19 protein-coding genes are annotated in these 21,542 nt (G+C 44.7%); 10 read left to right on the forward strand and 9 right to left on the reverse strand.

What is annotated here, in order from left to right; translation table 11 throughout:
• Window positions 1–209 precede the first annotated feature (209 nt).
• Both QUB30_RS26760 and QUB30_RS26765 read right to left on the reverse strand, forming a co-directional pair.
• Entirely contained in the window at window positions 210–443 is a 234-nt protein-coding gene (locus QUB30_RS26760) for a hypothetical protein (protein ID WP_106331788.1), read from the reverse strand.
• 183 nt (window positions 444–626) lie between these two features.
• Entirely contained in the window at window positions 627–2,585 is a 1,959-nt protein-coding gene (locus QUB30_RS26765; RefSeq protein WP_333339880.1) for a bifunctional 3'-5' exonuclease/DNA polymerase, read from the reverse strand.
• 349 nt (window positions 2,586–2,934) lie between these two features.
• On the opposite strand from QUB30_RS26765, the gene QUB30_RS26770 reads away from it, so the two are divergent.
• From QUB30_RS26770 to QUB30_RS26780, 3 genes are all read left to right on the forward strand, one after another.
• Complete coding sequence (locus QUB30_RS26770) at window positions 2,935–3,372, forward strand: hypothetical protein (protein ID WP_333339883.1); 438 nt, start codon at window positions 2,935–2,937, stop codon at window positions 3,370–3,372.
• A 156-nt stretch (window positions 3,373–3,528) separates the two neighbouring features.
• Window positions 3,529–3,864, forward strand: coding sequence for a DUF5674 family protein (locus tag QUB30_RS26775; RefSeq protein ID WP_333132781.1), 336 nt, complete (start codon window positions 3,529–3,531; stop codon window positions 3,862–3,864).
• Window positions 3,861–4,214: a hypothetical protein gene (locus QUB30_RS26780; RefSeq protein ID WP_106331790.1), complete on the forward strand. Its 354-nt coding sequence runs from the start codon at window positions 3,861–3,863 to the stop codon at window positions 4,212–4,214. The genes QUB30_RS26775 and QUB30_RS26780 overlap by 4 nt, the downstream gene beginning before the upstream one ends.
• A 59-nt stretch (window positions 4,215–4,273) precedes the next feature.
• Here the strand turns inward: QUB30_RS26780 and QUB30_RS26785 are convergent, their stop codons facing one another.
• Entirely contained in the window at window positions 4,274–4,570 is a 297-nt protein-coding gene (locus QUB30_RS26785) for a XisI protein (protein ID WP_333339885.1), read from the reverse strand.
• A 123-nt stretch (window positions 4,571–4,693) separates the two neighbouring features.
• Here QUB30_RS26785 and QUB30_RS26790 point away from each other — a divergent pair, with 123 nt between their 5' ends.
• The 3 genes from QUB30_RS26790 (at window position 4,694) to QUB30_RS26800 (ending at window position 8,273) form a co-directional block, all read left to right on the forward strand.
• The gene (locus QUB30_RS26790) at window positions 4,694–4,915 is read left to right on the forward strand and encodes a hypothetical protein (RefSeq protein ID WP_333339888.1); all 222 of its coding nucleotides are present in this window, start codon (window positions 4,694–4,696) and stop codon (window positions 4,913–4,915) included.
• A 103-nt stretch (window positions 4,916–5,018) separates the two neighbouring features.
• A complete protein-coding gene (locus QUB30_RS26795) occupies window positions 5,019–7,106 on the forward strand; it encodes a hypothetical protein (RefSeq protein ID WP_333339889.1) in 2,088 nt (695 codons plus the stop codon).
• Between the two features lie 531 nt (window positions 7,107–7,637).
• Window positions 7,638–8,273 (forward strand): hypothetical protein, encoded by a 636-nt coding sequence (locus tag QUB30_RS26800; RefSeq protein ID WP_333339892.1) that lies wholly within the window; start codon window positions 7,638–7,640, stop codon window positions 8,271–8,273.
• 3 nt (window positions 8,274–8,276) lie between these two features.
• Here the strand turns inward: QUB30_RS26800 and QUB30_RS26805 are convergent, their stop codons facing one another.
• Window positions 8,277–9,347 carry a DUF5895 domain-containing protein gene (locus tag QUB30_RS26805; RefSeq protein ID WP_333339894.1) on the reverse strand — a complete coding sequence of 357 codons (1,071 nt, stop codon included), beginning with the start codon at window positions 9,345–9,347 and terminating at the stop codon, window positions 8,277–8,279.
• Between the two features lie 83 nt (window positions 9,348–9,430).
• Here QUB30_RS26805 and QUB30_RS26810 point away from each other — a divergent pair, with 83 nt between their 5' ends.
• Window positions 9,431–11,365, forward strand: a complete 1,935-nt coding sequence (locus QUB30_RS26810) for a type IV secretion system DNA-binding domain-containing protein (RefSeq protein WP_333339897.1) — start codon at window positions 9,431–9,433, stop codon at window positions 11,363–11,365.
• Window positions 11,362–12,525: a hybrid sensor histidine kinase/response regulator gene (locus tag QUB30_RS26815; protein WP_333339900.1), complete on the forward strand. Its 1,164-nt coding sequence runs from the start codon at window positions 11,362–11,364 to the stop codon at window positions 12,523–12,525. Before QUB30_RS26810 ends, QUB30_RS26815 begins: the two co-directional genes overlap by 4 nt.
• 81 nt (window positions 12,526–12,606) lie before the next feature.
• Here the strand turns inward: QUB30_RS26815 and QUB30_RS26820 are convergent, their stop codons facing one another.
• The 3 genes from QUB30_RS26820 to QUB30_RS26830 form a co-directional block, all read right to left on the reverse strand.
• A complete protein-coding gene (locus tag QUB30_RS26820; protein ID WP_333252494.1) occupies window positions 12,607–13,284 on the reverse strand; it encodes a response regulator transcription factor in 678 nt (225 codons plus the stop codon).
• A gap of 273 nt (window positions 13,285–13,557) precedes the next feature.
• Window positions 13,558–14,283 carry a hypothetical protein gene (locus tag QUB30_RS26825; RefSeq protein ID WP_333339904.1) on the reverse strand — a complete coding sequence of 242 codons (726 nt, stop codon included), beginning with the start codon at window positions 14,281–14,283 and terminating at the stop codon, window positions 13,558–13,560.
• A 128-nt stretch (window positions 14,284–14,411) separates the two neighbouring features.
• A complete protein-coding gene (locus tag QUB30_RS26830) occupies window positions 14,412–14,843 on the reverse strand; it encodes a helix-turn-helix domain-containing protein (protein WP_193975537.1) in 432 nt (143 codons plus the stop codon).
• 354 nt (window positions 14,844–15,197) lie between these two features.
• Here QUB30_RS26830 and QUB30_RS26835 point away from each other — a divergent pair, with 354 nt between their 5' ends.
• Entirely contained in the window at window positions 15,198–16,262 is a 1,065-nt protein-coding gene (locus QUB30_RS26835; RefSeq protein WP_333339907.1) for a hypothetical protein, read from the forward strand.
• 12 nt (window positions 16,263–16,274) lie between these two features.
• On the opposite strand, the gene QUB30_RS26840 is transcribed toward QUB30_RS26835, so the two are convergent.
• The gene (locus tag QUB30_RS26840) at window positions 16,275–17,456 is read right to left on the reverse strand and encodes a hypothetical protein (RefSeq protein ID WP_333339910.1); all 1,182 of its coding nucleotides are present in this window, start codon (window positions 17,454–17,456) and stop codon (window positions 16,275–16,277) included.
• 216 nt (window positions 17,457–17,672) lie between these two features.
• Entirely contained in the window at window positions 17,673–20,318 is a 2,646-nt protein-coding gene (locus QUB30_RS26845) for a DEAD/DEAH box helicase (RefSeq protein WP_333339912.1), read from the reverse strand.
• A gap of 392 nt (window positions 20,319–20,710) precedes the next feature.
• On the opposite strand from QUB30_RS26845, the gene QUB30_RS26850 reads away from it, so the two are divergent.
• A complete protein-coding gene (locus QUB30_RS26850) occupies window positions 20,711–21,313 on the forward strand; it encodes a hypothetical protein (protein ID WP_333339914.1) in 603 nt (200 codons plus the stop codon).
• Window positions 21,314–21,542 lie beyond the last annotated feature (229 nt).

The raw sequence follows: 21,542 nt of genomic DNA on the forward strand, positions 1-21,542 counted from the left end.
GTGAGCCAAAAAGTTTTGACTGTTGATAGAATTAGCGCAAAAGTTTTATGGCACTTTCTATAGCAGGACTTACGCCCAGCCTCTGAATAAGCCTGAAATAGCGGGCAATCCCCCCGTTTGTGGTGGTGGCGTTGCGTCCAGGACGGTCTGGGAAATAATAACCCGTGCATTTGTTATTAACCAGATGCACGGATTATTGTATAAGTAATCTAAGACTTAACTTGGACGCGGTAGCCGCAATTTTCAAGGCATAGTTTTACTCCCTGCCAAGTTAAACCTGTTTCTGGTTCAAGCGGTACAGTTAAAGCATTGGTTGTGTAGCCGCGCTCTCCCTCCTGCCTGATAACGCTATATTCAGCTTGGTGCAGCATGGCAATAGCGCATTTTGATAACTTACCAACGATATTTGCGGCTTGGTTACTAACAGTGAGAATTACATTCATTATGTTTTGAAATCAACTGTTCACTTGCACCTCAACAATCGTTGTTTAGGGGTGGGAGGTTGGGCGCGGAATTATGCGGTGACTGTTAGGGGAATGGGGAGTGGTCAGGAAGTGGAATTTTCACAGCAATGCCTGGGGTGCGGTTTCTCCCCTCCCCACTCCCAATCTTTCCCCGTTAATCTCTTACCCCCCCCAACTTTCCATCACCTTAATTTCTACCTCGCAAGGAATCGGAGAGAGAAATTTATTCCCGGCTCTCACCATACATTTTTTAAGCAAGGCTTTAACTGCCGTCACTTGTTCAAGAGGACACTCTATTAAAATTTCATCGTGAACGACACAAATCAGTTTAGCACCAGTGCGGCTCAGAGGCATAAAAAGTAAAGCAAGAGCGAGTTTAGTAATGTCAGCGCTCATTCCTTGAATTGGGTTATTTAGCATCTCATTAAGCAGCGGTTTAGTATCTTTTGACCATAATCTCCTTCTGCCTAAGACTGTGCGACTTTCTCGGATACCTCGGCTCCAGGCCTTCCGAACTTTGGCGTGAAATTGTTTGATACCTGTATAGGATTCAAAGAACTTCTTACGAAAGTGTGAAGCTTGTTGCAGCGTTAAAGTGACTCCATGCTCTGCTTGAGCCATATTCTTAAATTTTGTAACTCCCATGCCATAAATTAAACCGAAGTTAATAATTTTGCCGAGCTGTCTGTCTTCGAGAGTTATTTCAGATAAGGGTTTTGCTAGCACCAAAGAAGCTGTGAGAGAGTGCAAATCTTCCCCTTTGGAGTAAGCTTTCACCATCGTGCGATCGCCCGAAACCTTCGCCATGATCCGCAGTTCAATCTGGCTGTAATCGGCTTTGAGCAGGACGTAACCGGGTGCAGCTTTAAAACACTGTCGGGTTTCCTTATCTCTGGGGATATTCGTTAAATTTGGCTCTCGACAACTAAACCGTCCTGATCTAGCACCAATCTGAAACCAATTGGGATGAATGCGCCCTGTAATCGGGTGAATGCGTTCAGGTAAAACCAAAGCAAAAGTATCGATACGAGCTGATAAACTGCGGTATTCTAACAGTGCTTGAATAACGGGATACTCGCCTTGCAAAGGAATTAAATGTTGAGAGCTAGTGGAAGTAACAGGAATACCTTTTTCTTGCAAAGCGGCTAAGACTTGCTTGGGAGAGCGAGGATTAATTGTATCCATAAATTCGGGCAGCAGAGAGATTTGTTGGTGAGGGTTAGGTCGATGGAGTTGTGAATTAATTTGTTTTAAAAGAGAGTCGCGTTGATGACAGAGCTTGACTCCCAAAACTTTCCACTGTTCTCTATCTAAAAGCATTCCGTTGAGTTCCATAGAAGCCACCGCAGGCAGACAAGCAAACTCTAGTAAAGCAGTTTTCCAAAGCTTAGAAGCTTTCAGTTTTTGTTGCAGAGCAGCAGCCAGCGGGAGTAAGATTGCAGCATCGGTAGCAGCATATTGCAGTTGAGCGAGTGTTAAGTTTCCCGACCAATCGCTAACTTGCTGCGTTTTGTCTAGCTTTACTTTCAACAAATTCTCATTGACAGACTCTAGGGACAGGTGGCGTTTTAGTCCAGCCGTCAGCACTCGGTAAGCCAAATAGGTATCGAAAAAGGGTTTGGATGGTTCCAGTCCGGCAAAAGCGAGCATTTGCCATTCAAATTTGAGGTTGTGACCTACCTTCAGTGCAGGACTGGCTAGAAGCAAGCGTAATGGTTCGAGGGAACTCGGTTCAATTGCCCATAAATCTACAATGATTACTGGATGGTCAGGAATGGCAAGTTGTAACAATCTAATTTTGGCTTGGTAGGGGTCAAGCCCTGTTGTTTCGCAGTCTATACCGATGATTTTTGCTTGTTGGAATGGTTGAAGGGCTGTTTCAAGATTGAAAGCAGTATCGATCAGTTGGTAAGGAGTTTTAAGTGTAGCTTGCAACTGAGGTTTTTGATTTTTATCGGTAAAAATAGTTGAAATAGCTGTTAATATTTCAGGCTTAAGGGGCGGATTAGCTCTCATCATTACTTTCGTTTCCAAAGGAGAGTAAAAGGAGCCGGGGCTGTCAATACCTGTCCGGTGTTTTGAGTAACGCTTGAGGATGTCTTGTGGAGTTAGCGGTTTCATTGCACGATCGCCAAAAATTTTCAAAGCTGCGATCGCGATCGCGGTTTAAAAAATAAACTCGATCGAGTTGAAGCAGCGCAATCTTGACCAAATAATGAGTAACAGGAGTAATTGGGGTAAACCCGAGATCCGCGCCGTCAATCGAACTGACAATTATCGCAATCTTAACAATCCTGAAATCGGAACAGATGCGGCAGCAAACGACAGCAGCAAAAACTCTCCAACTGCACGTAAAAAAACCTTTTTTATGTTATATTCAAGATAAAATTTTTCAGAGAACCCCTATAAGCAATGGCACTTTACAAATCCCGCTAGCAAGCATAGAAACGATTACTTTGGAGAAAATTCAATGACTGTAATTAGCAATCATTTTGACCTACTCTATTTCACAAATTGTAATTTAGATCGACCTTTGATCCGCGATTCAAAAATTGTCATTCCCACCCGTCAACTCGGCTTGCTACCAAATCATCCACTTAATCCCCAAAATGAAATAACTTTTCTGCCAAAATCTTACCTAATTTTCGATGGAGTCAAAACATCGGTACGCCAATTAACCGGATATGTAGAAGAGCCTCCCGGCTCCCATGATTTCAAGCCTCTCGAAAAAACCTCTAGAACAGTTATAGATGATGATTTTCCAAATGTTGGTAAAACTGTCAGCTTATTTGGACTAGAAGGTGTTTGTGAAAACCCATTAGAATGGGTGGATGGGGAGATAGAAAGTGCATCATTTTATTGGATAGAATATTTAGCATATGACAGTAATTTACCGAGTTGTGGATAAATATAACTAAGTTTATTCTACAATGATACTTATCAAGCATCAATTTGATGTTCCTAAATCCAGGGGGAAATGTTGTATTGTTTGGCAAGCAATTGCTTTTGAGGCAAGCACAGTTAACGTAACTTAAAAAGTAGTTTATCGAAAGCGCAGACAAAGATGATTAATCTGATACAAGAGCGTGCTACCAAAGAGCAACTTGAAGAAATGTTGGAAATCCTGAGCAGTTATATTAAACTGGCAGTGGATATCGAACGGGGAATTTTAGCTGGTGGTGGAGAGCTTCACGCTGACTGCGAAGCTGTATTGCTGGAAAATGGGAGCAAGCAAGTAGATATTTGGGGAGCAGATTGGTATCCGCTGACACAAGAAGTAGGTTATGAATCTCTCATCAATATCCGCCCCCGCCAAAACAATCGTTCGATGGAAATTCAAGATCCGATGATTCGAGATCGAGTTGCTCAGATCGTTCAACGGCTATTAGGAGAGTTATGAGAGATTGGAATGCTTTAAAGTCACGCTATTTGCGAGACGAACTGCCGGTTCGTCTGGGAAATTTAGCATCAAATTTAGCGCGAATCAAATCCCGCTGTCAAAATACAGCTCATGGCGAAATAATTGAAGATTTACTGCAAGAAAGCAAGCTGTTTATTGAATGGACTGCTGCCGATACAGAGATAGAAATAGCTGCTGAGTTAGTTGAGTTGCAGGTTCAGTTAGCTTGCTGGCAGTATTCTTGGGCTGAGATTCGATCGAACGTTCAGCAACGAATAAAAGTTAGCGAACAGGTAAAAATCTGGTCAGAAAAAGTGCTGAATATGTCGGGTTTGTTGGCTGCGAATTAGACAAGTGCGCGATCGCTCTTGATGCGCGATGTGCTATTTTCTCCATAAGAGCGATCGCGTTACGTAGTTGCAAATTCCGTAAACTGACGCAAACGCGGTGGATGAAAGGCGAGGACAATATCTTCACAAGACACCCCCGCTTGCAGTAAATCGGTTGCGATGCCGTCCTCAGTCCAGTCTTCTTCAATCCAGATTTTTCCATCTTTCAGGCGAACGTGGATGACATTGCTTTTGATGCGATTATCTTGATACCAACCCATTTTCATTAGAAGATAATGCTCGCGAATTGGGTCTAGCAGCAAGAACGCCTTACCTTGTCTAGCTTCTAACGGGGTTGTCACCCCCCCAGCTTTCATAGAGCTGCCCCCTCCAAATGGAGGGGGTAATTTTTACTGAACGAAATCGCTCACAGGGATGAAGTTGCCAAAACTAGATGCGATTTAAGTTAAAACTATTCACCACATAAACTAAGAAAAACCATGCACAATTCATCGATCGAACCTAATTCCGGCTATAACAACTCCGGTTACGAATCGCAACCCGATTTGACTGTCAGTTACTCATCACCTAGGGAAGTTCGTCAAGGTAATTTTGACGACGCTTACCAAGAAAATGTTTATGATTTGTCCAACTTAGCAGATACTCCTTGGACAGATTCAGCAGTCCGGCCGAATCCACAGTTGGAACTGGAGCTTGATTAAAGAAAAAAGCGAAGATCGAGAAATGCAGTCCTGGACGCATCAACTCAGAAAAAATAGAGCAGCTTTCTTTTTCGCGATTTTAGTTAACATCAAGAGGATTTCCATGAACAGTCCCAAGCCGTTAAAAAAATCAAGCCAGATAGGCTCTGCCTTAATAGCTGCCAGTACACTCTGCCTAATTTGTGCTGCGATATGCATTACTTTCTTCAGCTTTCCATCAATTGCTAGCGCTAGTTCCTTACCTACTAAAATTTGGGAAAAAGAGCAATCTAGAGTTTTGCTGCCAGATTGGAGCCAAATTACCTTTAGTTCTCTGCCCGCCGTTGCTAGTTCTGGAAGTTCTGGCGGCCGAAGCTGGCAAGCTGGCACTTCTGTTGACAACATCTTGAAGCTGGGGGACATCAACGATGTAAAACCTGAAATTCTGTCTTTGCAAGCAATTGAACAATTGGCATTAGGGGATATCAATTTAGAGAAGATCAGCTTGTCAGCATTTCCCTTAGCTGGGAAGCAAACTGTCGGTCACTTGGCTGAAATTGTTCCGAATCTTAGCCAATTTCAATTGAGCGATGTTCCTCCAATTGCTTCTTTATCTTCTCAAATAGCCGGAGTGAACCCTAACATCAACCAATTACCAATTGGTCAAGCTGTAAAACAAGTACCGCAACTAGCGCAGGCAAAACTTAACCAAATTGACCTATCTGAGTTTGCGATCGCCCAAATCCCTAACCTTAATAGCGTAAATTTAGAACAGTTCTCTGGCTGGTCAGAGGAACTCATCAGCAATATTCCGCTGCTGAGTCAAGTCCCACTTTCTAGTTTTCCTGTTCCTATTGCGTCTATTGGCAGCACAATCATGCGAATTGACACGATCTACAGTAGGTATGAAAGCAAACGGTCTAATACAATTTCCGGTTCCGATGTAGAAGGATTTGCGGTAGCGTGCGAGAAAGATTGCGCTTATATCGAACTCGACGACATGGAAAACGCCGGTCGCCGCGCCACAGGACCGCTAGAAGGCAAGCAGTGGATTAGCGGCAAATACCAGGAAGTGCGAGGCGGTTCTGGCTGTTTGAGCGGTTGGGAACCGACGGGCCGGCATCCTTTTGGGGAAGTGTTTAAAGTAGTGGTAATGGAACCGTCAGAAACCAGCGATACTGTTGACACGGCTCTGTACTTCAGGTTTAGTTTGCCCTGCGGCAAATCGCCTTACATAATTGGCCCAGTTCCGTTTCTCAGTTACAGCGTTAATTCGCCTATGTTTGTCGGTCAATTGGAAGGCGGTTCTTCTAACAGTATTTCTCGCTCAAAAGGCGTCGCATCCGAAACAAAATCTTCAAAGCCGCTGAGTTCAAATCAAGCTAAAGAAAACACTTTACCAACTCAGCCTCTACCTGAATCAAAGCGAGAGTGCGCGCGCCCAGCGACTTACGTTAGCGGTGTGGATGTAGCTTCATTAGGGGAGGCGTTAGCGAAGCTTTCTGAAGGAATCGCCAAATTGGAAAGTGCAGCCAGTGCCGACTACGAAGCCATTGGGGAGATGGTTTGTACTGAAGGAGCTCGCAACTGCGGGCGGGCGATCGGTCGCTATCAGTTGATGAGTTACCGGGAAGACGTGCAGCGTGCTGTCAGCTCAATTCCAGGGGGGGCTAACTTTATCCTGAACGTCAACAGAGGGCAAAAACCTACAAGAGAGGAACTCTTCCAATATTTTCCTCCTGCTGTTCAGGATAAAGTCTTGCAAAATTCTCTAGCTGAGAACGTAGTCAGCAGCCAACAGGAAATTGACCCTAAAACTGGGCAGGTGTTCAAGGGCGATCGCTTAATTGAGCGAGTAGCGCAGAAACACTTTGGGGGTTCTGGCAGTAAAATTGATGCCAGCTATTCCAACATTTTAGGCGGCTACTCTCTCAAACAGTACGGGGAAAAAGTTCGAGAGCTTTATAACCACAATACCAGCGACAATTGCCAAGCTAATTCTGGTGACAGCAACGGCATCAGCAACTCGGTCGGCTCCGGCATTACTTTAAATGCTAGTTGGAATATTAAGGTTGCGCCGTTCCTCAGCTCTTGTTTGATGGGAATGTGGTTTTTTATTCGACTTTTTCACAAGCGAAAGCAGCAAACTTTTCTGATACTAATCGGTTTGGGGATAGCAGTTACTCTTGGCACGGCTGCGCTCTCCCATTGAACCAGGGGAAAGAGGAGGTGGAAAAGCAAGGTATCAACAACTCTAACAACCTTCTCCGCAACCAGGACGTTTTTAATTGCTGAAACCATTGATTTTTTTATAGCACTGATATCACTTCTGGTTGTATCGGAATGATTGGGAGCGCCTCATATTGGTAAAAACACTTCTTCTGACTCCTTCCTTCTGACTCTTTCCTCCTGACTCCTGACTCCTGGCTCCTAACTCCAATTTTGGGTTTGGCTGCTTTCATTAAGATGCTCCCGAATGATTAAACCACAGAGGGCACAGAGGACACAGAGAAAGAGAAGAGACAGATAATAATTCCGATGTCAACGGATTAGATATGACTTCTAAGCTGTGCAGGATATAAATTGTAGAGTCGTTTTGTATTCCCCGAAGTCAGTCATAAAATTTGACTGTAAAATTTAGACAGACAACAGCTTACTTCAACCAAAAAATCTCTCTCTTATTGTCTTTTTTTTCTGCTTATTGTCCTTTTTTTTCTTTTATCTTGTAGGATGGGAGTAACAAATGGTTAAACAAAATAGAGTTAAGCAACAAACAGCAGGCACCCAAAAGATTGTCAACCCCCCGGTTTGGTTAAATCAAATTGGTTACTGGTTTCGCATTGGTTTGACAGTTTTTACCGCCCTGTCGCTATTATTGGGGACAGTTGCTTGCACGAATTCTAGTTCAGCAACAACCGCACCAGCTTCTTGGCAACAAGCTTTGCGAGTCACTCCAAAAGAAACTTTAACCCTAATTGTAAAGGAACACAGCAGCCTTCCAGAACTCAAAGTAGCGGCTGGGCAAAGTGCTGCGGCGGAAGCGATTAAGAGAATGCGAGTGTGGCAAGTTAATGGCTCGGTAGGACGGCTGAACCTTTATGATTTCAATAATTCCACTCTGTGCGGCACAAAAGGCTGCCTTTATGTTGGCTACTTAATTCCTAATGATTCAAGTCAAATGCCAACAGAAGTATTTGCAGCTTATCTCGACCCCCATAAACCGCCGAAAACTCCTTTGTTTAAGGCTGACAGTTCCTCACACGAGGGTTTGCCTTGTCTAGAAGTGAATCAGCTTTCCAAACAAGGCCGCCGCCAGCTTCAATTTTGCTACGACGGCCTTACCTATCAACTTGCTGACAGCCAGCTTTTCAGTAGTTAGTGTTTAGTAGTCTGCGGGTTCATCGAAGTCAAAATCTTCTTCTGAATCAACCTCAACTTCAACCTCAACCTCAGCAGCCTCGGAAAATTCATCTAACTCCTCTAATTCTGAGTCTGTTCCTCCTTCAACTTGTGCAATTTTGCGAGGGGGCGACAATTTACCTCGATTTTTGCGGTTAGTTACACTTTCTGGCAACGCCTGGACTTCAGGTTCGGCACCAGCGGCTATAGCTGGCAACCCGGCATCGCTAGCGTCTATGAAACCAGCAATGCTATTGTGCAGTCCCCAAATCAATTTCTTTTGTGGTTTTTGACCGAGAAATAGCTTGTGAAAATTAGCATCAGTTGGCTGAGTAATGCTATGAGTTTTGCAGCAAAACGATTTATTTTTACCTTCCCCTTCTTTGAGAGCTCTAAACTCGACATTCAACACTCCCAAAGAGCGCCACTTGTCATTTTTACCGCTGTAATCTCTCCCAAAGCAATCAGCAAATGCCCGTTCCAAATTGCGGTAAAATTCTTCTCTAGCGCTCTTAAAGCTCCAGAGGGCTACATTCTTGAAGCGGACGACAATCGGTACCTGATGCAGGGGTTGGTTTTTGGGATTTAGAAAGATGAGAGCGTGTTCGGAACACACTTCCTGCGTCTTTTTATCGAGGGAATCGCGATATTCGTCGTAAAGCCCAATAAAACTACCTGCTAATTCTCCATTTTCTTCAATATCTTTGTAGCGGATGTACTCAGGCACAAAAGCTAATACCAACATTCTCGCTTTTGGGAGCAGTAAGCCTGTCACTTCTTCGCTTAGTTCGACCGTTGTCAATTCCTCAACATTAGGCATTACGTGCCATTCCGCTTTGACAAGCTGGTCGTTCGGGAGCAAAATACCTGCTGGGTTATCGTTAATCACGATTCCATAGGGCAAAGAGGGCTTGCGAGTTTGGTTGTAATCACTGTTGAATAGCTCCGGATCTATCTCGTAATAATCAGCACTCTTGTTCTTTTGCGTGTTGGACTTTCCACTAGAATTCTGTACTGTCTTACTGGGAGATTTCGCGTTATTGCTTCTTACCATTGTTTACCTATTTTTGTCATTTTTTCCCCCTTGAGGCGATAGCCGCTAGCTGAAACATTTAGTTTTTTTAAGAGCTAAAAAAAATGAACAATTTGCAATTTCTGCCTAAAATTAACAAAGCTACCTTGATACCAATGGCAGTTCAAGCTCCTAAACGTTCGTTAACTAGCATAGATTTTGGGGGGTTGTTGGGCCAGTTTATGAAGCCAGAGGGACTGGCAATGTTAGGGCTAATGGCAGGCTTACTTATTGTTTCCAAATTAGTTGGAAACGGAAAGGGTAAAATTACCTCCGGGCGGCTCTGCGGGACGGCTGAAAAATTGGCAGCCACAGGCTCTGCCCTCAAGCAAATGAAAGAAAAAAAACGGCAGCCCGTCACTTTGTGGAGCGGTACGCCGACTTATTGGTTTAAAGGTTGTCAGGGATTGAGCGCTAGATTGCAAACGCTATTAGGTGCATCTCCTACAGTTTGGTTTCCCCACGCAGAACGCGGCACTTTAGTCATTGGTGCTCCGGGTTCTGGCAAAACATTCAGCGTCATTGACCGGATGGTTGAAAGTGCATTCCAGCAAGGTTTTCCTGCCATTATTTACGACAAAAAAGGAGACCAAATGAAACTGCTTGCACCCCTTGCAGTGCGCTACGGCTACGACGTGCAAGTGTTTGCGCCAGGGGAAGCTTACAGCGGCACTATCAATCCTCTGGATTTTATGAGAGATGCACAAGATGCAGTAATGGCAGCAGAAATTGGACAAGTTATTGCTCGAAATGCTAGTCCGGGGGAGAGTAAAGGCAATGAGTTTTTTGAGAAAGCAGGCGAGTTGATGGCGAAGGGTTTAGTGCAGTTGGCAAAAAGCAGTCCTTACCCGGATTTAGCTTTTGTGTACGCAATTATTCAACTGCCAGATTTGGTCAAGCGCATCGACCACGCCGTTCATCGGCCCGACGGTCATCCCCTCAAAATGGACAGGTGGATTGCCTCTAGTTTTTCGCAGTTATTAAGTTCAAAAGATGCTGAAAAAACAGTGGCGGGCATTAAGGCAACCGCAGAGGCAACCTACTCCAGTTTCATTCAAAAAGATTTGCTGCGGGCATTTATTGGTCGCAGCACCATTCCGATTGCTTTAGAAGGCAAAAAGTGCATTATTTTCAAATTAGATGACCAAAGACGCACTGTAGTGGGGCCGCTGTTAGCTGCTGCTATTCATTTATGTGTGGTGTCTAATTTGAGTCGGGTACGTTCTGACCCATTTTTGTACTGCTTAGACGAGTTTCCGTCTCTCAAGTTTGACAGAATGGATCAGTGGGCTAACGAATATCGTTCTGCTGGCGGCGTACCGATTGTTGGCATTCAATCACTCAATCAACTCTATAATCTCTATGGGGATAAAAAAGGGGCTGCGATCGCCAGTGCTCTGTCAACTCATGTCCTCTTTAACCCCGGCGATTTTGAGACAGCCGAAAAATATTCTAAGCGGTACGGGGAAGTGGAAGTGCTGGTAAAAAATCGATCGACCGGCAGCTCGACGGGGCAGCAAACGAGCCGTTCTGTCAACTGGAGCGAACAGTTGCAAAAGAAACCGCTGATTAGTCCTGACGAAATTCTGAGGTTTCCTCAAGGCAAGTGCGTCATCACTTCACCGGCCTACGCAACGGGGACGGAAGCTTTATTTCCCTACCCTCTCAAGATTCCGGTGCGGCCCGGCGACATAAAGCGAGCTAAAGATTCTGAACAACTGTGGGACAGCAGCATCAGACCGCAGCTTGAAAGGCGGGCGAAAGCTTTGTCAGTAGAGCAGCAGACGGGTAAACTGCTCAATATAGATGAAGAGCTGGATCAGCGGATTCGATTCGCTTACCAATTGCTGCCACATCCGAACGATCCAGAAGAACCCGTGACTGTGGCTGATGTTAAGTCGCCTGTTAATGCTGCTGGTGCGAACAGCGCGGCTGGGAAAATAGCGGTTGGCAATATTCGCAAAAAACTCAAAACTCTGTCCTTTGGTGGCGATAGATGATGGAGCAAACTAAACAATTTTTGGCTGACATTTTGATTGTTGACGATATTCCCGCTAACATTCAACTACTCTCTCAACTGCTAATTGAAAACGGTTACAAAGTCAGGAAGCTGATTAGTGGAGAGCGAGCTTTAAAAGCAGTAGAATTGCAAGCACCCGACTTGATTTTGCTAGACATAAAAATGCCCGGTATGGATGGCTATGAAGTCTGCCGTCAACTTAAAGCATCTGAAGCTACTTGTGATATCCCTATAATTTTTATCAGCGCTTTAGATGACGTATTTGACAAAGTAAAAGGGTTTGAGGCGGGCGGTGCTGACTACATTATAAAACCTTTTGAGCCTGTTGAAGTGTTGGCGCGGGTATCTGCCCAACTTAAAATGCAGCGCTTGCAGCAGCAACTTCGCTGTGCTAACGTGCAATTGGCTGCACAAAATGTTCAGCTCAGCCAGGAAATTCAAGAAAGACAGCAAGCAGAAGCCAATTTAAGAATGCTGTTGCACGCTGTTTCGCACGATTTGCGCTCGCCTTTATCAGGAATGTCGCTACTGCTGCGGAGTCGCCTCAATGATGCTGCCAGTAACATTGTTATTGATAGGCGGACTGTGGAGGTTATGGTGCAAAGTTGTTCGCGCCAACTCCAGTTGATTGAGTCACTAACAGCAACACAACAGTTTGATGTGAAAAGTGCTTCTTTAGCCATGAAGCCGCTGTCGCTGCCCGCTTTAGTCCAAAATATTCTTATTGAAAGATTACCAATTCTCAACCAGCATCGAGTCAAGGTTAAGCAGCGTTTTGCAGCAGATTTGCCTTTAGTCAATGCTGATGCCCAGCAGCTATGGCGGGTGTTTGGCAATCTGATCGACAATGCTGTTAAATACAATCAGTCGGGGTTTATTTTGACTGTAGAAGCTAAACGGGAAGGTGAGATGGTTCGCTGTACGGTTGCAGACAATGGGGCAGGAATTTCTCCTCAGCAATGTGCAAGATTATTCGAGCCTTATACGAGGGGAGTTGGAGTTAGTTTAAGGCAAGGGTTGGGATTGGGACTTTACATTTGCAGGCAAATTGTTGAGGCTCACGGCGGAGAGATTGGCGTTGATAGCGAATTGGGAAAAGGAGCGAAGTTTTGGTTGACATTGCCAAAGTTTGAAGATTGACAAGCTGTTATAATTTGCTACGCGATAGCTACGCCTCAAAAACCACTTTTTTTAGAACAATTAGAAGCTGCATTCCAACGGCTAAACCAGCCCCAAACGCAGTGCTTTAACGGCAGCCTGGGTGCGATCGCTCGCTTCAAATTTAGCTATAATCATCTCTACATGACCTTTGGCGGTGTGGACGCTCATTCCTAGTTGAGCAGCGATTTGTTTATTGCTTTTACCCTCAACTAGCTGCTGCAAAACCTGCATTTCCCGTTCAGTCAGCTTAATGTCGTCCTTCGCATAGCTATCGGGCAGCGGCGTTTTGAGATTTTGCAGTACGCAGTCGGCAATTTTAGGGTCTAAGTAGCTGCCACCTTCTTGCACAGCCGTAATTGCTGCTAGAAGTTGTTCTGCGTTAGTGCCTTTAACGCAGTAACCGTGAGCGCCGCTGGACAAAGCCGCCATAACCTGAGTTGGATTGCTGTGGTGGGTGAGCATCAGGATACGAGTATGTAGCAGGGCGGCTCTGATTTGCTGCGCGGCTGCAATACCGTCGATTCCGGGTAAGTCAATGTCCATCAGCACGATGTCTGGTTGGTGTTGCAGTGCAGCACTGACGGCTTCGTTGCCGTTAACAGCTTGTGCGACAACTGTTAAATGGGGTTGGTTATTGAGGATATGCTGTAGACCGAGCTGCATCATCGGGTCATCTTCAACTATCAGGATGGTTTTTAGTTGGCTTGTTTTTGGTTGGGTGGCGGTAGTTGCAGTCACGGCTAAGATTCCTACTACATTTTATCCATAGTCTATTGTTTTTCCTCATATTAAAGAGTGTCATCCTCCTATGGAGAGAAGAAAAGTATTGATTTTTGGGCAATTTCGTCGGAAGGTGGATGTCTCTCGATAGGAGGATGGTAATAAAGTCGATTCTCCCGAGTTTTAGGTGATCAGAAAAATTCTAGTGATGCGGCCCGAAAAGCCCGCGCGAGAGGCTCACACTACCGTTCCCACCACAAATCCAGAAGAGCTATACACAGTCTGAACAGATTATATCGACACTTCGTTGACTTCATCCAAATTGATTTCATCCAAATTGATTTCATCCAAATTGACTTCATCCAAATTGATAGCTGTTGCTACTTCCTTCGGTTGAGGTGTTAGATGACCATTGAGCTTGATAACTGTTTGTTTTCTCTCTCGTTCAATGGTAGTCAAAAGCCAATTTTGAGTGTGTCGGTGTTGCTTGCTGTCCCAGGCAAACAGAACTTTTTCTGCAGGTTGACTCGGGTGCAGTGCCAAAATAATCAGTTGTAGCTTGTGAGGCTCGATCTCGAAGAATTCGGCAGCTACCCATAACTTAACTCGGTCTTGCCAAGTCAGTACAGGATGGCGAATCGCCCACTCAAATAGTCTGGGTGTTCCTTTGACTAAACCCACATTTGTACGGACTTGTATCACTTTAAATGGAGGAGAAGGGGAAGAATTTTCTTCTGTCACTCCCCTTTTTGTTCGGTCTAGTTTTGTTTGAAGTGGAATGTCAACAAACAGTTTTCGCTGCGGTAAAAACAGTGATGGCGATAGTTCTTTGAGCTGGAAAACCCACTGCTGGAACTGGGGGTGACTGTTGAGAATTGGCTCGACAGGTAATCCCATTAAAATTTGCTTGACAAGCAGTTGCAAGCGTTCTTGCAGATAGGAAGGAACAAGAGGCGGCTCTTGTACTGGGCTAGTATGAATAGTTTGATTGAGGTCTGATAGAGTAAGAAGGTACATTGCTCAGAGCATAAAAGACTGAGCAATAGCGGCGATCGCCAGAAGTCAGGGGGGGAGTGGGGAATGAGACAGTGATTTTTCCGGCTTCTCAACTGAAAACCGTAAGGGTGCAGGCTGCTTGTTACCAACTATACAAGTTTGGCTAAAAATGCTACTGAGGAAGAAATGATATCGGCAATATCATCTGGATCGAGGGAATAAATCTTTGCTAAAACTTCTTTTTTAATTTTTTCAGAGCCTATCCTCTTGCTGCCACTCACCTGACCGATCGCCACCTCATCCAAACCGCGTTGATAAACTGATAGGGATATTTCTCCATCCAAATAAAGTTGCAGAGTCTTGGTACTGCCACCGCTTAACTTTGCCAGTTGCCGAAAGTTCTTAGAATCGGATTCGGGTATCGTTTTCCCTTTTAACCACCGATATACGGTTGAAAAATCTACTCCGATAGCGGACGCTAAAGCGCTTTGAGTCCAGCCTTCTTTCAGCAGCAGCTCGATCAACTGAGTCAGCCGCTTTTGGCGATCGAGTATAAGAGAAGATACAGAGCTAACAGTCACAATTTCTTACCGAAAATTTAGGTTTAAAGTCCTGGGGCACACGGGAACTAACGCCCTTGCGAGACACCGACAAGAGTTTGGCTGAGGATACTCCTCCGAGTGTAAGCCGAGTAGTGGAAAGAGGAAGCCCAAAGAGTGGTCTTGGGAATCCCCGCGCGCGAACGCACCCGGAGGATGTCAACTAACGCTTTTACCGTACACTATTTTACTTTCTGCTGCGTTGAAGCCGATACTTTTTCGCTATTTTACGCCCTTTCTACAAAATTTGAGCCATCAAAGCCTTAATCGATTACGCAACTACCCTTGCATTATGCAATACTTAATGTTGCACCGCGCAAGACCGACGGAACATCAATGTCAACCTCCAAAACAGTTCGCGGTTCTGATGCACATAACTTCTCTGTTGTTCCCAGCGCTGAACTCCCTGCGAGAGTTGCACAGGACTGCCACCTAAACAAAGCCGACGCTAAAGATTTGTCTGCTCAGAGCAGTACGCTCACTGATGCTGAAGCATTAGAATTAAGCAGCTTGGAAGCTACAGTCGAACGGAGCTTGAAAGCTTTCTGGGAAATAGGGCAAGCTTTGCGCCAAATCCGGGATCGCCGCCTCTACCGACAAGACTTCTCGACGTTTGAAGACTATTGCACTAATCGGTGGGAAATGTCTCGTCGCTGGGCTTACCAATTGATCGAGGCGGCAACCGTCTATGAAAATGTGCGCCATGGCGCACAAATCCTTCCCGCCAATGAGCGCCAAGTTCGCCCTCTAACAGCACTACCCTCCCAAGAGCAGCCTAGGGCTTGGGCCCAAGCCGTTTCTACTGCTCCGAACGGCAAACTTACGGCTTTTCACGTTGCCCAAGTTGTTGAAGAACACCAGAAAAAAATTTCGAGGAATAAGTCTAACAACGAGAGCAGTTCCAAAAACCAACGAACTCAAACAGCCAATCATCCGTCAAACCGTGAAATTTCAGCATCCACTCAAAAGAATGCTGGGGAATTGGGAGCAACATCCAGTCAGAAAGAAACTCCATGCCGAAGCTGCTGGAATTGCTATCATTGCAGTTTTGAGCCTGTTCAAGACGACCCTCACAGTTTTTATTGTCAAAAGCTAGGCAAACTAAGCTTTATTGAGAAAGATGGTAACGAACGAGGATCTAAATGTAAATTGTGGCTCGATCGATGGATCGAGCCAGAGTTAGTCAAAAAGGCAAGACGAGCCCAACGAGATACTTTTACCTTAACTCTACAGCTCCCGACGCACCTGCAAGCCCAGATGCAAGATGCGGCTAAAACTCAAGGGCTGGCTGTAGCAGATTGGGCAGAACAAGTCCTCAAAGCAGCAGTTTCTACAATCAGTTTTGCTTCATTAGTCCAGCCTACTCATAACATTACGCCCGCCGCCACAAGTGAGAATTAGGTACGTATAGGGCTAGAATTCGTCTAAATTAAACAGCGTAAATTGGTGAGGAGATGTTGTCGTCTTTCTGGGTCGGCGTTTGCCCTTAACAACTTCTTGAACTACTGGATTTGAGTGAATTGATGTCTTCTCATTCAAGTCAATAACTTCTGAGCTTTGTCCTGAACTTATTTCATGTTCGACAGGACAATCAGTATGATTTTTAGCCTGGGACTCGACTGGCTCAAACCACTCATTATACCAGTAAGCAGCGTTTATTGATTGGGGTCGCTCGCTACTTAAAGTATTGCCAAGGAGCAAATCAGTTTGACCCAACCACCAAATCGGAACAGCCAGCCAAGGTGAAAACATATAAAACTGAAACAAAGCGCATTTTAACAGAGTAGGGTCTATATCTTGACCGATACCGCTCAGACAGTAATTCGACTGTGTTAACATTAAAGCACCCGTACCGCACGCAGGTTCATTGAAGCTGGAAATTCGCTCTGTCTTATCGCCACTGACTAACTTAGATATGAACTGACACAAAGCTAAGGGTGTCGGATAAAACCCTGAACTTTTTTGAGCAGTCTTTCCGCAAATTTGGGGTAGCAGCCGGCCCATGTAATCTTCAGGATACAGCATGAGAATTGACAGGTCAAACATCTGATAAAGACGCATTGATGCACCTTCACAGCCGGCAGGTTCTTGGGGTAAAATCTTGTAAGCTGGATGTCCGAATGCGAACAAAACCCAGTCCAAGAAAAACTCCAAATAGTCCCAAGCTGACCAAGTTTTCCATTCTCCATGTTGAGGAATGCAATTGAGGCTATTATCTAACATGGCTTCTGCGGCAGGAGAATGCTGCCATTCAATTTGGGGAATCGGTTCTGCTGGCAAAGTTTCCTCAATTACAAATTTGGGTAAGCTTTCGGGTTTTCTGTTTTCCAGAAGGGCTAGCATTGGCTCCATCTTCCACCGCATCCAGGCATGAGCGGGGACAGCTTGACACAAAGCCCAATAATCCCACCTTCCCCATAAACATCGGTCTATTTCTGCGAGAATTGTTAAAAGCCAGCCCTGCTTTAAATCTCGTGTGAGGTTGGGGATTAAAGCTTGCTTTTTCTTTTGTTTATAGGGTTGATTTCTGAAATGTAACAGCGTTGACTCTCTAATTTGGGAGTCAATGATTGGCAAGACAAGCTTGTTTTTCATGAGTACAAGTCTGAAAAATGCACCCCTAAAAACCGCAGTAGCGGTTCGCACAATTCTATGTTGATGCAAGCAGCGTCTTGTTTAATAAAAACAGTAAAAACAAATTGGGAATAGAGCGTAGCTTTTTTGTTTGAAAAAAGCTACACTCTATTCCCCACTCCCATTTTCCCTATTTCTCTCTCCCCATTCCCATTTCTCAGCCGTCTATTCCACCAATTATTTTGATATTTGAGGAGTAGAAAATGCTTCGCACAGCAGCAGCCCCACCTGCTTGAGTAAAGCTTTGTTACCATCAGGGCATCCCGACTGAATCAAACATTTAGGACAGCCAGAACTGCAAGAACAACTGCGGGCTAACTCAGCAGCCGCATGAGCTAATTGAGGGAGAGAACGAAAAATAGCTTCCGAGGTTCCCGAACCTCCTTCTGCTAAATCGTAAAAGAGTCCTGCATAGTCATTTGCACCTCTCTTCTCTACCAGAAAATTCACATCATTAGGTGAAGCCAAAATAGTCAGAGGTAAAGCTGCTAAAATTTGATGGCCGAAACTGTGAATAGCCAACAAATTCGCGGGGTACTCCCACAACTGCTGATATCCGGGTTCCATCTCCTGTTGACATTGAAGCAATTCCTGGCGAGTAGCTGTTACTACCTGTTGCAGATAACATTCAACCGGGGAATTAAAACTAATTTGCAGTACAGGAGTCGCAAATTTTATTTCGTAAGGTTGCTCAAAGTTTACCTCATTAAGAACCGATGTTAGCTCAGCAGAGCGAGTTCTCTTGCCACAAACAGGACAGGCAGTACATTTTGGTAAATGCTCTTTGTAATTGACACACTTTCTATTGAGACAAGTTAACTCGTAATTGCGAGTTAATAATTGATAACCAGTGACGAGTTGGCTAATTTCTCCCCAAACCAGTTCCAGAATAGCTTGAGCTGGAATTGCCTTACTATCCGTTGAATTGGTTTGAACATTTCCTTCAACTTCTGGAATGACCAACGGGATTTGTTGAGGCAAACTCAAATTCTGCTTGAGGCTGGTATGAGTGTGGCTAATCGCTACAGTAAACAGTCGAGTTTCAGGGGTGTTTTGCAAAATAGCTTTGCCATTCAAGAGCGAGCGCGAAGTATAAGTCACCAAACAGCCGTCTGAGTTTTGCGTGCGGTAAATAGCACCAGGAAATACCTCTCGATAAGCAATCTCCGCACTGAGGAGTTCAATCTCTTCTTGAGTCTCCGCATCCACCAGTTGTATCGTGCTAGAACCCGTTCCCCCTCGAAAGTTTACATCTTTATGGGGAAAGCCCTTAGCCCATAATTTATCCCGGCTTCTGTGAAGAACACCTTGCTCAATTAAAGCCGTTGCAATTATATGAGCGCTCTTGCCAAAGTAGTGCTTGAGCTTATTGGCAGGAATGCCTGTTTCGACAGCCGCGCACATTAAATGTTTGGCAATATCTATGGGATAATTGGCATTAAAGCTCACCAATTCAGATTCGGCCGACAGCAACAATTCAGGGCGCTCGGCAAAATAGTTATCCAAAGGTGATTGTGCAATAGGAATGAAGACAATTAAACCGGAGTTTGCGCGACCAGCCCTGCCAGCCCTCTGCCTAAAAGCTTGCAAGCTTCCCGGCCATCCCCTAATAATAGCAAAGTCAAGTTGAGGCAAATCAATTCCTGCTTCGAGAGCGCTAGTGCTGAGGATACACTTAACTGTTCCTGACTGCAAAGAGTTAATAATTTCCATGCGGCGCTCGCTTGTTAAACTGCCGTAGAAAATTGCTACTTGCGACTCAATTCCCGAGTTAGTTTGAGTTACAGCTTCTTGCTTAAAAGTTGCCCACAAGTTCTTAATTGCTTGTCTGCCGTTACCGAAGCAAATTCCGCTTTGCCCTTGCTGCAACAAAAACATAATGATGCGAGCAACATCGGAATTAGCATCATGAGTCGGTTTAGTAACAATTAATTGCCGTTCTGGGACAGCAGCTCCGCTAGAGTTAATCCAAACTAACCGCTCGGGTTTATTGATATTTCGCTTTCGACTTCTCCCAGATAGTAACTTCGCTAATTTAACGGGATTGCCAACGGTAGCACTCAATATCAGGAATTGCAGTTTTTGAGAAGAACCTCCGCGCTCGTCTACTGCCAATTTTAAGCGGCGAATTAAGCTAGCCATGTTAGCTCCGTAAACTCCGTTAAAAGTGTGAGCTTCATCTAGGACAATATAGCGGAGGCGACTTAAAAAATGCTGCCAAGGCTGACTCCAGTGAACGCCTTTCAGCGCATAGTGAATTAATTCTGGTGTTGCGCTGATTATGCTAGGGTTTGCAGCTAATAATTGTTCTCGGGTTTTGGGAGGAGTATCGCCAGTTAGAAGGGCAAGGCGCGGGCGGGCAGGCTCAGGAATCAGTTGGAGCAAATCGGCAAGTTTTTGACTTTGGTCGGCTGTTAAAGCTTTCAAGCCATAAATAGAGAGTGCAGTAAATTGATGTTGGAGAATGCCCTCTAAAATAGGCAAGTACGCACTTAAAGATTTGCCAGAAGCTGTTGCTGTGCTGAGGATGACATCTTTGCCCTGGCGCACGGCTTTGAGTGTTTTAATTTGGTGCGAATAAAGCTGTTGAATGCCTTGGCGGTGCAAAGCAGAAATTATTGAAGGCGGCAAGTCTTGAGGAATTTTGTAGAGCTTAGGAGTTGTAGCAGTCGCGATTGTCTGATAAATAACCTCTTCGCCTAAAAACTCACACAAATCGGCTGTTGCAGTTGGCTGCAAGTGGCTTGCTTCTGGGAAGTTATTTTGGTGAAAATCATGTCTGGCTATTAGTTGGGAAAGAAGGTTGATATAATTGGGAGGCATTGGTCACTCTAAGAATGAATCTTTTCTCTTTTACTACCGATAGGTAGGAAAAAGAACGAGAGAGGAAATTCCAAAAAAACCAACTGGGAGTCGGACTGAATTTGGTGGCAATTATGGGTTTGGGTTCAGGAACTAGGGAAACGGTAGGTCTCTGGCTCACTGCGCGATTACCCTGCCCCGTGAGACACTATAGTGAGTCTTGCAGGAGTCGTGAAACTCTCTTCTCTTTCCGACCTTCGCGTGCTTCGCGTCTTCGCGGTTCGTTTAAAACTTGTTTTTTTCACAACTTATTTAGACTGGCTATATAATTAGTACAGTACACTTTACCAATTACCAGACTTACCTCATTCAACCCCGAAGTGTTATAGTATCCGATTAAGAATAATAAACCTATGCCTTACAGTAAATTTACTCTCAGCAAAGCTGTAGATGATTTCCATCTCACAATCATTGAAGGCTCGCGTTTCTTACCAGAAATTTCCCCTGTCACTCCTAGCCCTTTACTACAGGATATTCTTAAAGAAACGATTCCCTGGGCGATTGCGGTGAGTAGCGAAAAAGCTCGTTCGGAGGGGATTATCAATCCTGTGTTACTAGAAGTAAAACGCCAACTTCAAGGACAGATTAGCGTTTTTTCAGGCGAAGAATTCAATGTAGAACCGGAGGCTGAACTCACAGGGTATGTTGACTTTCTTCTTAGTCGTTCCCCGGAGCAACTATTTATCAAAGCCCCTGCGGTTATATTGGTGTCAGCCAAAAAAGAAGACCTTAAACCGGCTCTTGGGCAATGCCTTGCAGAAATGGTTGCAGCTCAAGGCTTTAACCAACAAAAGCGACAGCCGATCTCGACGATTTACGGAACGGTAACTAGCGGTACTGTCTGGCGGTTTCTTAAACTAGAAGAGCAATGCGCGTCCATTGACCTTACAGATTACCCACTACCTCCTGTTGAGCAAATCTTGGGCTTTCTCGTTTGGATGATGCAGGAAAGATGAGCTGTTATTAAACAACAATAGCGACCTAGTGCGATAAATAAACTCAAAAACTTCTTTGATAAATTAATGAGAAAAACAACTTCTTTATCACTACAGTTAATTAAGACTTACGCATAAACTCTATCTGTAGGGTACGCCGCGCACCTTATTGCTACCAATAGTGTTGCCAAGCAGTTTTTGCCTCCAAGATTGTTAATGAAAGACTGCCGAATTAACTCGGCAGCGCTTT

Source organism: Microcoleus sp. BROC3 (assembly GCF_036702515.1).
Lineage (GTDB): Bacteria > Cyanobacteriota > Cyanobacteriia > Cyanobacteriales > Microcoleaceae > Microcoleus.

Bases quoted from the DNA above. Each gene is read 5' to 3' on its own strand.
- QUB30_RS26800 (WP_333339892.1), top strand. From the start codon at position 7,638: ATGGTTAAACAAAATAGAGTTAAGCAACAAACAGCAGGCACCCAAAAG.
- QUB30_RS26850 (WP_333339914.1), top strand. From the start codon at position 20,711: ATGCCTTACAGTAAATTTACTCTCAGCAAAGCTGTAGATGATTTCCAT.
- QUB30_RS26780 (WP_106331790.1), top strand. From the start codon at position 3,861: ATGAGAGATTGGAATGCTTTAAAGTCACGCTATTTGCGAGACGAACTG.
- QUB30_RS26825 (WP_333339904.1), bottom strand. From the start codon at position 14,283: ATGTACCTTCTTACTCTATCAGACCTCAATCAAACTATTCATACTAGC.
- QUB30_RS26760 (WP_106331788.1), bottom strand. From the start codon at position 443: ATGAATGTAATTCTCACTGTTAGTAACCAAGCCGCAAATATCGTTGGT.
- QUB30_RS26845 (WP_333339912.1), bottom strand. From the start codon at position 20,318: ATGCCTCCCAATTATATCAACCTTCTTTCCCAACTAATAGCCAGACAT.
- QUB30_RS26805 (WP_333339894.1), bottom strand. From the start codon at position 9,347: ATGGTAAGAAGCAATAACGCGAAATCTCCCAGTAAGACAGTACAGAAT.
- QUB30_RS26835 (WP_333339907.1), top strand. From the start codon at position 15,198: ATGTCAACCTCCAAAACAGTTCGCGGTTCTGATGCACATAACTTCTCT.
- QUB30_RS26770 (WP_333339883.1), top strand. From the start codon at position 2,935: ATGACTGTAATTAGCAATCATTTTGACCTACTCTATTTCACAAATTGT.
- QUB30_RS26810 (WP_333339897.1), top strand. From the start codon at position 9,431: ATGAACAATTTGCAATTTCTGCCTAAAATTAACAAAGCTACCTTGATA.
- QUB30_RS26785 (WP_333339885.1), bottom strand. From the start codon at position 4,570: ATGAAAGCTGGGGGGGTGACAACCCCGTTAGAAGCTAGACAAGGTAAG.
- QUB30_RS26795 (WP_333339889.1), top strand. From the start codon at position 5,019: ATGAACAGTCCCAAGCCGTTAAAAAAATCAAGCCAGATAGGCTCTGCC.
- QUB30_RS26775 (WP_333132781.1), top strand. From the start codon at position 3,529: ATGATTAATCTGATACAAGAGCGTGCTACCAAAGAGCAACTTGAAGAA.
- QUB30_RS26815 (WP_333339900.1), top strand. From the start codon at position 11,362: ATGATGGAGCAAACTAAACAATTTTTGGCTGACATTTTGATTGTTGAC.
- QUB30_RS26790 (WP_333339888.1), top strand. From the start codon at position 4,694: ATGCACAATTCATCGATCGAACCTAATTCCGGCTATAACAACTCCGGT.
- QUB30_RS26765 (WP_333339880.1), bottom strand. From the start codon at position 2,585: ATGAAACCGCTAACTCCACAAGACATCCTCAAGCGTTACTCAAAACAC.
- QUB30_RS26840 (WP_333339910.1), bottom strand. From the start codon at position 17,456: ATGAAAAACAAGCTTGTCTTGCCAATCATTGACTCCCAAATTAGAGAG.